Here is a 13,112-nt window from a genome sequence, read left to right as displayed (position 1 = left end):
CTAATGAAAGGAATTTGCCATGAGCCGCCTTGTCGTCGTTTCAAACCGCGTGCCCGTTCCGGAGAAGAAAGGGGCGGCGTCTGCCGGCGGGCTCGCTGTGGCACTGGAGGCCGCCCTCGGGAAACGGGGGGGCGTCTGGATGGGCTGGTCAGGCAACGTCAACGACGAAGGCGAACCAGGCCCACTTGCGATCGAGCAGCGCGGCAACATCACCTATGCGCTGACCGACCTGACATCCAAGGATGTCGACGAATATTACTTCGGCTTCGCCAACCGCATGCTCTGGCCGATCTGTCATTACCGGCTGGATCTCGCAGAATACGGGCGCACCGAGATGGCCGGCTATTTCCGGGTCAATCGCTTCTTTGCCCATCGGCTGGCGCCACTGATCAAGCCTGATGACATCATCTGGGTCCACGATTATCACCTGATTCCGCTTGCTGCGGAACTGCGGCAGATGGGCATCAAGAACAAGATCGGCTTCTTCCTGCATATTCCCTGGCCGCCCGCCGACGTACTCTTCGCCATGCCCGTCCATGAGGAAATCATGCGCGGGCTCGCCGCCTATGATCTCGTCGGCTTTCAGACCGATCACGACCTTGAAAATTTTGCGGGCTGCCTGCGCCGCGAGGAGATGGGCGACATGATCAGCGAAGGGCGTTTTGTCGCCGGCGAGCGCACGTTCCGCGGTGGCGCCTATCCGATCGCCATCGAGACGGCCGCCTTCGCCGAATTCGCCAGGAAGGCCGGCACGCACAGCATGGTGTTGAAGGCACGCCATAGTATCGAAGACCGCAGCCTTATTATCGGCGTGGACAGACTGGATTATTCCAAGGGCATTACCCAGCGTATCGATGCCTTCGAGCATTTCGTCACCAACAATCCGGCACATCAGCGCCAGGTCACCTATCTGCAAATCACACCAAAATCGCGCTCTGAAGTGCCTGAATACGAGGCAATGCAGCGCACGGTCGCAGAACAGGCCGGCCGCGTGAACGGTGCACTCGGCACGGTCGACTGGGTGCCGATCCGCTATATCAACCGCTCCGTCAGCCGGCCCGTGCTTGCCGGCCTCTATCGGCTCGCCAAAGTCGGCCTCGTGACGCCCTTGCGCGACGGCATGAACCTCGTCGCCAAGGAATATGTTGCCGCACAGAACCCTGATGATCCGGGCGTGCTGGTCCTCTCCCGTTTTGCCGGCGCGGCGCGCGAGCTGAACGGCGCGCTGCTTGTCAACCCCTACGACATCGTCGGTACGTCCAATGCGCTGGCGCGCGGCCTCAACATGCCCCTTGAGGAGCGCCGCGACCGCTGGCAGCGGATGATGGACCATCTGCTGGAGCACGACGTCTCGCGCTGGTGCGATGACTTCCTCGGCGATCTCGCCGCCTGAGCAATTTGACGGGCGCGGCACCATGGGTCGCTCCCTCTGGAAGAACAGCACTATAGCAGTTGGGATGCAGCGTTTCGGCACTTCAGGCCGGCAACGGGTTCTCCGGCCAGTCCGCCGTCATGTTCGCCTGGACAGGCCGCTCCAGATAGGTGGAAAGCGCAACATAGCTTTTGGTAGCCGTCACGCCGGGAACGGCATGAACTTGCGAGAGAAAGGCTTCCAGTGCGCGCGGGCTTTCGGTCCGCACCTTGAAGATGACACTGGCGTCGCCAGCAACCGAGTGCATCTCCTCTACCTCGGGAAAGCGGCAAAGCTGCGTCAGCCTTTCGCTTTTGCCCCAGCCCGCAGCCTCGACATGCACGAAGGCCAGCAGCGGCTTGCCGAGCGCCGTGCCATCGAGCGCAGCGTGCGCGCCTTTCATGACGCCGGATCGGCGCAGCCGCTTGACGCGCTCATGCACGGCGGGCGGCGACAGATTGACAGCTTTGCCAAGCGCCGCATAGCTCTGCAGGGCATCCTCTGCCAGCGCGCCTAATATTTTTCGGTCGAAAAGGTCCAGTTGCTCGGCCTCTCGCCTGCGGCGTCGAATGCCATTCATTTCTTTTATCATTCGGAAAACTCGCCTTATCGCCGAAGAATATTCGGTGATAATAACGCCAAGCTTTCAGATATTCGAGGCAGGGACTTTCAAATGGAACTGGTGAAGCACAGTCCAAGCGGCGGCATCTACGCGGCAACGTCAGATTATGTCCATGCGATGGAGGTCAGGAATCCCGCCCGCTTTCTGTTCGTGAGCGGCACAATGGGCCTCGACGCGGAGGGTGCTCCGGGCAGAGATCTGTCGGTCCAGCTCGACCTCATCTGGTCGAACCTGCGGGCGATCCTTGCGGATGCCGATATGGACGTCAGCAATATCGTGCGGCTGACCAGCTATTTACGGGATGCTGACTATGCCGAAGCAAACCAGAATGCGCGGCTGGCCGCGCTCGGCGATCATATCGTACCGACCACCGCCATCGTCGTTCAAACGCTTCAGAAAGACTGGCTGGTGGAAATCGAAATCATCGCTGCCGCGTGAAAGGCCGCCCTGTCTGGACAAGGCGGCACCATGGGATGTTCAGGCAGCCCGGCGCAGCAGGCCGAGCGCTTCTTCCAGATCGATTTCTCCCAGAAAGCGACCGGTGCTTTCCGCCTTTTCCTGGTGCTCGATCGCATGCGCGAAGCGAACGGCCGGCTCCTGCAGCATGCGCTGATAGAGATCACTCAGCGCAGGAAACTGGCTGATATCGACGACCTTGTGGAAGTCGTTCCAGCGGGCGATGCCGGTGAAATAGGCATCCGCAATGCCGGGCCTGTTGCCGAGCAGCCATTTCCGGCCGGCAAGCAGACCCTCCAGCATACGGTGCGCCTTTTCCACCTTGGCCGTGCCGTAGGCGACGAGAACGTCTTTCTCGGCCGGTTTCAGTTCATGCTCGACAGCGTGCCAAAGCGGGCTGAAGGCATTGAAGAAGCTGGTGTTCAAATAGGCGAGCATCTGGTTCAGGCGGTCGAAATCCGCAGTACCCTGCGCAAAGCCCAATCCTTTGTCGATCGACTGCGCGCCCATGTAATTCAGGATCGCCATGCTTTCGCTGATCAGCCGGCCATCGGGCAGCAGCAATGACGGGGTTTCGCCGACGGTGTTGATGCGCCTGTATTCGTCACCGGAGACGACCTCCGGCATCTGAACGCGGCACAGACGGTACGGCAGGCCGGACCATTCCAGTGCGACGATCGAACCGAAGGAACAACCTTCCGGCACGCCGTAGAAGAGTGTGAGTGACATTGTCGGGTCCTTTCCATAGGAATTGTTGACCCGGCCAATATGATTTCGTGGACGATGAGGCAGTAGATGGCGATAATGCATCTTAAAGTCCACAAGCATGGAAGATGAATGTGACCGCCTTCAACCTCAACGACCTCCATCTCTTCGTGCAAGCGGTGGAAAGCGGCAGCTTCACGGCGGCAGGACATCATCTCGGCATTCCGAAATCGACCATCAGCAAGCGCGTGGCGGAACTGGAGGAGAGGCTCGGCGTGCGGCTGATCCAGCGCACGTCGCGCAGCTTTGCGCTGACGGATATCGGCAGGGATTTCTTCGACCATGCGCAGGCCTCGATCATCGAAGCGGAAATGGCCGAGAGTATCGTGCGCAACCGCCTGGGAGAGCCGAGCGGTATCGTCAGGCTGACCGCAGCGGTGCCGACGGCACAATTCACGCTTGCCGACCATCTGGCCGAACTGACAGCACGCTATCCAAAGCTGAAGGTATCACTGCATGTGACGGATCGCTTCGTCGATATCGTCCAGGAAGGCTTCGACATTGCGCTGCGCAGCCATCGCTTTCCACTCGGGGATTCGACGCTCGTGCAGCGCCGGATCGCGGTTCATCCGTTCCTGCTCGTCGCTTCGCCCAATTACATAGCGCAATATGGGAGGCCCGAGCGGCCCGAGGACATCGCCGGCCACAGGGCAATCATGCCCAGTCTCTCCGAGGAGCAGTGGCGTCTCACCTCGGATAACGGCGCTGAGACTGTGGTAACGCCTCAGCCCATCATGGCGGCAGACGAGCCGATGGTGCTGCTGAAAGCGGCTGCGGCAGGCATGGGCATTACCATTCTGCCGACCTCGGTCTGCAACGACGCTTTGAAGAACGGCCAACTCGTGCGCCTGCTTCCCGATTGGACGGCGGGCAGTATCACCACGACGATCCTGATGCCGCACCGACGAGGGCAATTGCCCTCCGTGCGCGCGGTCGTCGAGTTCCTTGCCGAACGGCTGGCGGGGTGATCAGGCGGCCTTGGCCGCGTGATATTCCTTGATTGCCACCATCTTGATCGCCGGATAGCGCTCCGCCTCGTAGCGCAGCGAGAAACCATCCTGCGCCAGGAAGACCGGGTCGCCATCGAGATCGCGGGCGATATCGCCGCGCTTGACGGTGAGGAACTTGTCGAGTTCAGCAGCTTGGTCGGACGAAATCCAGCGGCAGACGGAGAAGCGCGACATTTCGAAGGAGACCGGCAGGCCATATTCGGCCATCAGGCGCTCCTTCAGGACATCGAGCTGCAGCGCGCCGACGACACCGACGATGGCAGGCGAACCATCCTCCGGCTGGAAGAGCTGGACGACACCTTCTTCAGCCATCTGCTGCAGGGCTTCCTTCAGCTTCTTGGCCTTCATGGCGTCTTCCAGGCGCACGCGGCGCAGGATTTCCGGCGAGAAATTCGGCACGCCCTGGAAAACCAGGCTTTCGCCTTCCGTCAGCGTATCGCCGATGCGCAGCGTGCCATGGTTCGGAATGCCGACCACATCACCGGCGAAAGCCGTATCGGCGAGCTGGCGCTGTGAGGCAAAGAAGAACTGCGGCGCGGTGAGGCCGAGCTGCTTGCCGGTACGTGCCAGCCGCGCCTTCATGCCGCGCTCCAGTTTGCCGGAGCAGATGCGGGCGAAGGCGATACGGTCGCGATGGTTCGGGTCCATGTTCGCCTGAATCTTGAAGACGAAGGCCGTCATCCTGTCTTCGGCGGCATGTACGGTGCGGATATCGGCCACCTGGTCACGCGGCGGCGGAGCAAAATCACCGAGCGCGTTGATGAGGTCGCGCACACCGAAGTTGCGGAGCGCCGAGCCGAAGAAAACCGGCGTCATATGGCCTTCGAGGAAGGATTCCCGATCGAAGGGACGGCAGGCCTCAATCGCCAATTCCACCTCTTCGATGAAGGCGTCGCGCTCATTTTCCGGCAGGCGGTCGGCGACGCTCCGCGGCCCGTTGACGGCGATGACGACGACTTCCGTATCGGAGCCGCGAACGGTGTTTTCCTTCAGGTGATAGGAGCCGCAGAAGGTCTTGGCGCGACCGATCGGCCAGGTGACCGGGGCCGTGTCAAGCGCCAGCTTCTCTTCAACCTCATCCAGGATCTCGAAGGGATCGCGGCTTTCGCGGTCCATCTTGTTGATGAAGGTGATGATCGGAATGTCGCGCATGCGGCAGACTTCGAAAAGCTTCAGCGTGCGCGGCTCGATACCCTTGGCGGCGTCGATGACCATGACGGCCGCATCGACCGCCGTCAGCGTGCGGTAGGTGTCGTCGGCGAAGTCTTCGTGACCGGGCGTGTCGAGAATGTTGAAGACATTGCCTTCATATTCGAAGGTCATAACCGAAGTTACGACCGAGATGCCGCGCTCGCGCTCGATCTTCATCCAGTCCGAGCGGGTCTGAATGCGGTCCTTCTTCGCCTTCACTTCACCGGCGAGCTGGATAGCACCGCCGAAAAGCAGCAGCTTTTCCGTGAGCGTCGTCTTACCCGCGTCCGGGTGCGCGATAATAGCGAATGTGCGGCGGCGGGAGACCGCCTCGGCGAGACTTTCGGCCATGATGTGAATCCTGTGGAATTGCGGCGTATCTAGCGATTAAAGCGCGTCATTGCAATTGACCTTGCGGTGTGGGGCGCGAAGTAATGCCGCATGACCATTCACACAGATAGCCGCCCGACCCTCAATTTGATCCGCCTGCCGAACGGCCAGGGCCTGGATCTGCCCGCCTATGAAACGCGTGGTGCAGCCGGCATGGACCTGCGCGCGGCCATCGACGAGGACAAGCCGCTGGTGCTGGCGCCTGGCAAACGCGCGCTCGTTCCAACGGGCTTCGTCTTTGAAATCCCTGAGGGTTTCGAGGGCCAGGTGCGCCCGCGCTCCGGCCTTGCAGCCAAGAACGGCGTCACCTGCCTCAATGCGCCCGGCACCGTCGACTGCGACTATCGCGGCGAAGTGAAGGTCATTCTCATCAATCATGGCGAGGAGGATTTCACCATCACGCGCGGCATGCGCATCGCGCAGATGGTGATTGCACCATTCATTCAGACCCGCATCGCCGAAGTCTCGGAGACGACCGAAACCGCGCGCGGCGCCGGTGGCTTCGGCTCGACCGGGGTATGAGCGTCGCCGATTCGGACGGGCTTACCTTCCGACAGGATTATTTCAGCGATCCGGCGGCCTGGAGCGCTCTCGTCTCCCTTCTCGATGATACGTTCGGCATCGATATCGATCCGCTGCGCGAACTTGGCGGCCCAGACCCGACCAGTATGCCGTTCGGCTGGTTTACGGATGAAGGCCAGCTCGCCGCCAATCTCTCCGCCTTCGCCATGCCTTTTGTCCTCAACGGCAGGCTCGTCAATGCCGCCGCCTTTCAGTCCGGCGCTGTCCGCCCGCCATGGCGCGGCCGCGGCCTTTACCGAGATGTGACGGGCAAGGCGCTCGCCTGGTGTGAGGCGCGGGATTTCGAGGCCATCATCCTCTACACGGACAAGCCGGCGCTTTATGAGCCCTACGGTTTCCGCTCGCTTCCGCTTCACAAGTATGTCGGCGCTGCACCAATGTCTGAAGGTGCAACCACCTCGCGGCCTCTTCAGCCGCGCGATGCGGAAGATCTCGCCCTGCTTCAGGGTCTGCTGAGGAACCGCGAGCCAGTTTCGGAGACGCTCGCTGTCGCCAGCAGTTCCGCGATGTTCCTCATCAACACGCAGCTCGATCCCGACGTGCGCTTGAGCTATCTGGAAGGGAGCAAGGCCGTCATCGCATGGAAGATGCCCGCACCCGGTCACGTCGTTCTTCTCGATGTGGTCACGCGTGAGATCCCGTCGCTCGCCGCCGTCCTTGCTGGTCTCGGCATCCAGGCAACGTCAGTCGAAACGCTGTTCCGGCCGGACAGGCTCGCATGGTCCGGCGAAGCAACGCCTTACGGAAGCGGAACGCTGCTGATGCTGCGTGGACTGGAGGAGATGAGCCTCGATCATCCCGCCATGCTGTCGCCAATGGCGGATTTCTGAGGCTATTTTTTCCGTATCAGGGGCGGCAGGCGCCGCTTAACCGGCGAGGATTTGATCATCGACGTATTGGTCTCCGCGCGCTCGGCGACCTTGTCGAGAATGCTGTCGAGCTCTCCCATGGAGCGGACGACGAGACGGGCGATGAAACAATCGTCTCCAGTCACTTTGTCGCATTCGATGAATTCCGGCGTGTCCTGGATGATACGCTCGACGATGTGGAGCTGGCCGGGCAGCGGGCGCACCCGCACGATCGCCTGAAGCGGGTAACCGATCGCCGCCGGATCGAGATCGATGGTGAAGAGCGTCACGACGCCGCGATCCTCAAGCCGACGCAGACGCTCTGCCGCGCTCGGCGAAGAAAGTCCTACAGCCTGGGCGAGCTCTTTTAGGGAAATACGCGAATTTCCTGCCAGCGCCTCTATCATTGCGCGGTCAATATCGTCGACTGCCTGCATCTCGTTAGCCAACATGGCAAAAACTCCTAACAAGATTAGGTTTATCCAGCCTTTCCCTTTTTCAGCTTATAGAAAATGCTGCGATGCCGCAATACAATTTCCCGCTAACGAATGGAGATGGCGATGCAGGGTGACATCAGAAGAGGCACAGCAGAGATGACGGCAGCGATGCTGATCTCGGGAACGATCGGCTGGTTCGTCGTCATGTCGGGTCAGCCGGTCAGTGGCGTGGTCTTCTGGCGCTGCTTCTTCGGCGCACTGACCCTGCTTGTGGTTTGCACTGCGCTCGGCCTGCTGAGGCCCGGCATCATCAGCCTGCGGTCGCTCGCTATCGCTGTCTTCGGCGGCATAGCGATCGTCTCCAACTGGCTGCTGCTGTTCGCCTCCTATTCGCACGCCTCGATCTCGATCGCCACGACGGTTTACAACACCCAGCCCTTCATGCTGCTTGCGCTCGGCGCACTCTTTCTGGGGGAGAAGATCACAGGCACCAAGCTCTTCTGGCTCGGGCTTTCCTTTGCCGGCATGGCTGTTATCGTCGAGGCGAAACCAAATACCGACGCCGTCTCCGGCAGCTACGGTCTCGGCATCCTGATGGCGTTGGGTGCCGCCTTCTTCTATGCACTTGCCGCGCTTGCCGCCAAATGGCTGAAAGGCACGCCGCCGCATCTGATCGCGCTGATCCAGGTCTCTACCGGCATCGTCATGCTGGCACCGATGACCGATTTTTCGAACCTTCCCGCCAATACCAGTTCCTGGATGATCCTGATCGCTGTCGGCGTCGTCCACACCGGTCTCATGTATGTGCTGCTTTATGGCGCGATCCAGAAGCTGCCGACGCATCTGACAGGCGCTTTGTCTTTCATCTATCCGGTCGCCGCGATCCTGGTCGACCGCTTCGCTTTCGGCCACACATTGCAGCCGATGCAGATTGCCGGGGCGGCAGTTATTCTGCTCGCCGCCGCCGGCATGAATCTGGGCTGGTCGCCGGCGAGACTTATTCGCCTGCCGGCGGCCGGACGCTGAGCCATTACTTCGGCTTACCTGTTACTTCGCTTGGCGCGTCGTTTCGAACAGGAACCAGGTACGGCGCTCGCTCTGGTCGATCCAGTTTTCGATCAGGCTTGCGGTCGCGACATCGTTATGCTCGTCGCAGACTTCGTGCACTTGGCGCAGGATTGAAACGAGGTGAAGGTTGTCTTCGCGCAGCTCGGAGAGCATATCCTCGGGGGTGACGTAGTCAGCATCATTGTCCGGAATGCGCTGCTGGCGGGCGATCTGGCCGATCGAGCGCAGCGTCGTGCCGCCGATCTTGCGGACGCGCTCGGCAACCTCGTCCGTCATATCGAAGATCTGTTCCGCCTGCTCATCGAGCAACAGGTGGTAATCGCGGAAGTGCGGGCCAGACATGTGCCAATGGAAGTTCTTGGTCTTCACATAAAGCGCAAACACATCGGCGAGCAGCGCGGTCAACGCGGCCGAAATATCGGTGATCGCGTTGGTCGGCAGGTCGGAAGGGGTCTTGAGCGGTGAACGTCTGCGGGCTTCGGCTGAGGTAGTCGACATGCATTCTCTCCTTGGTGATGAAAACCTTCTGCGCCGACAGCCTCGGGAAGCCGCGGCGGGCCGTGTCTGCGGCCGCTTGCAAGGGGAAAATAGCAAGGCCGGATTGGTTTCCAAGTAGATCATGGTTCAGCCGACCTATTCTTTATGGTTATGGACAGATCAGCGCCAGGCGATTGATGAGGCCTGGCTTGCGCGCCTATAGAGAGGCTGCGCAAGTCAGTGGATACGAAGATGAGCCTTACCGTCCTGATCGCCTATGCTGGAGCCCTGTTCATCGCCGCCGCAATTCCCGGCCCGGGGATCACGGCAATCGTGGCGCGTGCACTCGGTTCGAACTTCCGCGAGACCTTCTTCATGGGTCTCGGCCTCGTGCTCGGCGACATGACCTATCTCACCGCTGTCATTCTCGGTCTTGCCTTCGTGGCGCAGACCTTCACTGAGATATTCCTCGTCATCAAGATCGCCGGTGCTCTCTATCTCGGATACATCGCCTGGAAGCTCTGGACTGCCGGCCTGCTGCCGCAGGATATCGCCGCGAAGAAATCCAGCAGTGCCGGCATGTCCTTCCTGTCCGGCCTGCTTGTGACACTCGGCAATCCGAAGACCATGTTGTTCTACGTGGCGCTGGTGCCGACCTTGATCGATCTCGGCAGCATCGGCATGCGCGAGTATCTCATCCTGCTCGCCGTCACTTTCGTGGTGCTTATGATCGTGCTCATCCCCTACATGATGCTTGCGTCGCGCGCCCGCACGATGCTGAAGCAGCCGCGTGCATTGCAGGCGCTGAACCGCGTCGCCGCAAGCATCCTGGCGGGTACGGCAGCCTTCATCGCCACGCGTGCAGCCTGAAATAAACATTCGGCAACGGACGGTTCTCAAAGGATTTTTTCTCCGGCTCAAGCGGCCGACGGGTGAAGCCACTCTGGTCTCATCACCACTTTGACCCTATTCTCTCCACAGATTTCAGAATGGATTTCAAAGGGAGAGCACCATGTCGCACAAACCGGGCCGCGGCCGCATCTATTCCTCGATAACGGACACAATCGGCGACACGCCGCTCGTTCGCCTCGATAAACTCGCCAAGGAAAAGGGCGTGGTGGCCAACATCCTTGCCAAGCTGGAGTTCTTTAACCCAATCGCCTCGGTGAAGGACCGTATCGGCGTTGCCATGATCGATAGCCTGGAAACGCAGGGCAAGATCTCGCCCGGCAAGACCGTGCTGATCGAGCCGACCTCGGGCAATACGGGTATCGCGCTCGCTTTCGCCGCCGCTGCCAAAGGCTACCGGCTGATCCTTACCATGCCGGAAACCATGTCCGTCGAGCGCCGTAAGATGCTGGCGCTGCTCGGCGCCGAGTTGGTGCTGACTGAAGGACCGAAGGGCATGAAGGGGGCGATCGCCAAGGCGGAAGAACTCGCCGCCTCACTGCCCGACGCCGTCATCCCGCAGCAGTTCGAAAACCCGGCCAACCCTGAAATCCACCGCAAGACGACCGCCGAGGAAATCTGGAACGATACCGATGGCACGGTCGATATCTTCGTTGCCGGCATCGGCACCGGCGGCACGATTACCGGCGTCGGCCAAGTGCTGAAGAGCCGCAAACCGGGTATCCGGGTCGTGGCCGTCGAGCCGGCGGACTCGCCGGTACTGTCAGGCGGCACGCCCGGCCCGCACAGGATCCAGGGCATCGGCGCCGGCTTCGCACCGAAGATTCTCGATACCAGCATCTATGACGAAGTCGTCACCGTCAGCAATGACGACGCATTTCAGCAGGCGCGCCTCGTCGCCAAGCTCGAAGGCGTGCCGGTCGGCATCTCCTCGGGTGCAGCATTGACGGCCGCGATCGAGGTCGGCCGCCGTCCGGAAAACGCCGGCAAGAACATCGTCGTCATCATCCCGTCCTTCGCGGAACGGTATCTTTCGACGGCATTGTTTGAAGGCCTTGGAAGCTGATCGAACCTTCCCGGGTTCTTCCTCTCACCCGGTACCTGGGGCGCTTCGGCGCCCCTTTTATCATGCCGCAGCGGTAAGCCTCTCGCCGGCAACACGGTAGGAAATCGCCTCCGCGAGATGAATGCGGCCGACCATTTCCTTGCCGTCGAGATCGGCAAGCGTGCGGGCGACCTTGAGGACTCGGTGGTAGCCACGCGCCGAAAACTTCATCTTGTCCGCGGCATCTCGCAACAGCTGCAATCCTGCGGCATCCGGCTCTGCGAATTTCTCGATCATTGCGGTCGAACATCCGGCATTGGTGGAAATACCCACAGCGCCTGCAGCAGCATAGCGTTCACGCTGGATGTCACGGGCACGCGCAACGCGCCGGGCAACATCGGCACTCGCTTCGGCTACCGTCGGCCGGATCAGGTCGGCGGCGGAAACGGCTGGCACGTCGATGCGGATATCGATGCGGTCCATCAACGGACCGGAAATCCGGGCCTGATAATCCGTCATGCAGCGCGGCCCTCGGGCACAGGTGTGGCCGGGCTCGCCAGCCATACCGCAGCGGCAGGGGTTCATCGCCGCAATAAGCTGGATCCGCGCCGGATAGGAGACGCGGTGATTGGCGCGCGCGATGACGCATTCGCCGCTTTCCAACGGCTGACGCAAGGCATCGAGCACTTGCGGCGCGAATTCCGGAAACTCATCAAGGAACAGCACACCATGATGGGCAAGCGAAGCCTCTCCCGGCCTGGCACGCAGACCGCCGCCGATGAGGGCGGCCATCGTCGCCGAATGGTGCGGCGTGCGGTAGGGCCTGCGGTCGGAAAGCTTGCCGCCGGACAGCTGGCCGGCGATGGAATGGATCATCGAGACTTCAAGCAACTCCGCAGCCGAAAGCGGTGGCAGGATCGATGGCAGTCTCGAAGCCAGCATCGACTTGCCGGAACCGGGCGGCCCGACCATCAGGAGGTTATGGCCGCCGGCAGCAGCCACCTCCAGCGCCCGCTTGGCGCTTTCCTGTCCCTTGATCTCGGCGAGATCAGGCAGATTGGCGGCATTCGGGCGAATGGACGGTTCCGGGCGCGAAAGGATCTGCGTGCCGCGGAAATGATTGGCGAGTGCGATCAGGCTGCGCGGCGCCAGAATGTCGACCCCGGACCCTGCCCATGCGGCTTCCGATCCGCTTTCGGCCGGGCAGATCAGGCCTTTTCCACTCGCGTTGGCACCGATTGCGGCCGGCAGAGCGCCAGCGATTGCGGCAATTGTACCGTCGAGATTGAGTTCGCCGACGACGACATAGTCGGACAAAGCATCCGCCGGGATGGCGCCGAGCGCAGCCATCAGGCCAAGTGCGATGGGGAGATCGAAATGACTGCCTTCTTTGGGAAGATCGGCGGGCGCAAGATTGACCGTCACACGCTTGGATGGCAGCGCTAGGCCGGAAGCGTGCAAGGCTGCCTGCACCCGCTCGCGACTTTCCGCCACCGCCTTGTCAGGAAGCCCGACGATCTGGATTCCCATTTTACCGGGAGCGACCATGACCTGGACCTCGACCGGCACACCTTCAATGCCCTGAAATGCAACCGTGCTGACGCGCGCGACCATGCCCCTGCCCCGTAACCCTGAACCCCAACCTATGAAGGCGGTCACAATCTGGCATGGAATATGGAATAAAACAAGAACGATAAGCGAACGAATTCAGCTATCCGCTGCAATCAAATTGCAGCAGGTTGCAAAGCCGGAACGAAGGCGATCAAAGGCGGAACACTTGGAGCATTTCCGTTTTTCTTCGAAACACGAAAATTCTCTATCTCTTTGTTTTAACAAAAAAATCTCTGCACAGTTTTGCCGCAATTCCGAACGCAAAACCACTATGCACTTTTGTTGGCATT

General features: G+C 60.8%; 14 protein-coding genes. 8 read left to right on the top strand and 6 right to left on the bottom strand.

The window, feature by feature from the left end; all coding sequences use genetic code 11:
* Window positions 1-19 precede the first annotated feature (19 nt).
* Entirely contained in the window at window positions 20-1,393 is a 1,374-nt protein-coding gene (gene otsA, locus AB4Z13_RS10765) for an alpha,alpha-trehalose-phosphate synthase (UDP-forming) (RefSeq protein WP_439017148.1), read from the top strand.
* Between the two features lie 82 nt (window positions 1,394-1,475).
* On the opposite strand, the gene AB4Z13_RS10760 is transcribed toward otsA, so the two are convergent.
* Window positions 1,476-1,991 (bottom strand): Lrp/AsnC family transcriptional regulator, encoded by a 516-nt coding sequence (locus tag AB4Z13_RS10760; protein WP_439017147.1) that lies wholly within the window; start codon window positions 1,989-1,991, stop codon window positions 1,476-1,478.
* A 93-nt stretch (window positions 1,992-2,084) separates the two neighbouring features.
* Between AB4Z13_RS10760 and AB4Z13_RS10755 the strand changes: the two genes are divergently transcribed.
* Window positions 2,085-2,471, top strand: a complete 387-nt coding sequence (locus AB4Z13_RS10755; protein WP_439017146.1) for a RidA family protein — start codon at window positions 2,085-2,087, stop codon at window positions 2,469-2,471.
* Window positions 2,472-2,510: 39 nt separating this feature from the next.
* Here the strand turns inward: AB4Z13_RS10755 and AB4Z13_RS10750 are convergent, their stop codons facing one another.
* On the bottom strand, window positions 2,511-3,218 hold the full coding sequence (locus AB4Z13_RS10750; protein ID WP_439017145.1) for a glutathione S-transferase family protein: 708 nt from the start codon (window positions 3,216-3,218) through the stop codon (window positions 2,511-2,513).
* Window positions 3,219-3,328: 110 nt separating this feature from the next.
* On the opposite strand from AB4Z13_RS10750, the gene AB4Z13_RS10745 reads away from it, so the two are divergent.
* Window positions 3,329-4,222, top strand: a complete 894-nt coding sequence (locus AB4Z13_RS10745) for a LysR substrate-binding domain-containing protein (protein ID WP_442205984.1) — start codon at window positions 3,329-3,331, stop codon at window positions 4,220-4,222.
* Here AB4Z13_RS10745 and AB4Z13_RS10740 read toward each other — a convergent pair whose 3' ends face one another.
* Complete coding sequence (locus AB4Z13_RS10740; protein ID WP_442205983.1) at window positions 4,223-5,806, bottom strand: peptide chain release factor 3; 1,584 nt, start codon at window positions 5,804-5,806, stop codon at window positions 4,223-4,225.
* Between the two features lie 90 nt (window positions 5,807-5,896).
* Here AB4Z13_RS10740 and dut point away from each other — a divergent pair, with 90 nt between their 5' ends.
* Both dut and AB4Z13_RS10730 read left to right on the top strand, forming a co-directional pair.
* Window positions 5,897-6,367 carry a dUTP diphosphatase gene (dut, locus tag AB4Z13_RS10735; RefSeq protein ID WP_442205982.1) on the top strand — a complete coding sequence of 157 codons (471 nt, stop codon included), beginning with the start codon at window positions 5,897-5,899 and terminating at the stop codon, window positions 6,365-6,367.
* Window positions 6,364-7,257: a GNAT family N-acetyltransferase gene (locus AB4Z13_RS10730; RefSeq protein ID WP_439017141.1), complete on the top strand. Its 894-nt coding sequence runs from the start codon at window positions 6,364-6,366 to the stop codon at window positions 7,255-7,257. The genes dut and AB4Z13_RS10730 overlap by 4 nt, the downstream gene beginning before the upstream one ends.
* A 2-nt stretch (window positions 7,258-7,259) precedes the next feature.
* Here the strand turns inward: AB4Z13_RS10730 and AB4Z13_RS10725 are convergent, their stop codons facing one another.
* Window positions 7,260-7,727, bottom strand: a complete 468-nt coding sequence (locus AB4Z13_RS10725; RefSeq protein WP_376776545.1) for an Lrp/AsnC family transcriptional regulator — start codon at window positions 7,725-7,727, stop codon at window positions 7,260-7,262.
* Window positions 7,728-7,823: 96 nt separating this feature from the next.
* Between AB4Z13_RS10725 and AB4Z13_RS10720 the strand changes: the two genes are divergently transcribed.
* Window positions 7,824-8,738: a DMT family transporter gene (locus AB4Z13_RS10720; RefSeq protein WP_439017140.1), complete on the top strand. Its 915-nt coding sequence runs from the start codon at window positions 7,824-7,826 to the stop codon at window positions 8,736-8,738.
* A 21-nt stretch (window positions 8,739-8,759) separates the two neighbouring features.
* Here AB4Z13_RS10720 and AB4Z13_RS10715 read toward each other — a convergent pair whose 3' ends face one another.
* Window positions 8,760-9,278 carry a Dps family protein gene (locus AB4Z13_RS10715; protein ID WP_442205981.1) on the bottom strand — a complete coding sequence of 173 codons (519 nt, stop codon included), beginning with the start codon at window positions 9,276-9,278 and terminating at the stop codon, window positions 8,760-8,762.
* A 231-nt stretch (window positions 9,279-9,509) separates the two neighbouring features.
* Between AB4Z13_RS10715 and AB4Z13_RS10710 the strand changes: the two genes are divergently transcribed.
* Window positions 9,510-10,127, top strand: a complete 618-nt coding sequence (locus AB4Z13_RS10710; RefSeq protein ID WP_113324402.1) for a LysE family translocator — start codon at window positions 9,510-9,512, stop codon at window positions 10,125-10,127.
* A gap of 142 nt (window positions 10,128-10,269) precedes the next feature.
* Entirely contained in the window at window positions 10,270-11,232 is a 963-nt protein-coding gene (gene cysK, locus AB4Z13_RS10705) for a cysteine synthase A (RefSeq protein WP_442205980.1), read from the top strand.
* Between the two features lie 60 nt (window positions 11,233-11,292).
* Here the strand turns inward: cysK and AB4Z13_RS10700 are convergent, their stop codons facing one another.
* The gene (locus AB4Z13_RS10700) at window positions 11,293-12,825 is read right to left on the bottom strand and encodes a YifB family Mg chelatase-like AAA ATPase (RefSeq protein WP_113324400.1); all 1,533 of its coding nucleotides are present in this window, start codon (window positions 12,823-12,825) and stop codon (window positions 11,293-11,295) included.
* Window positions 12,826-13,112: the final 287 nt, after the last annotated feature.

Source organism: Rhizobium sp. YAF28 (assembly GCF_052113285.1).
Classification (GTDB): Bacteria; Pseudomonadota; Alphaproteobacteria; order Rhizobiales; family Rhizobiaceae; genus Rhizobium.
Note: the sequence above shows the minus strand (reverse complement) of the source record. Positions and strands in the feature narration are given on the sequence as shown.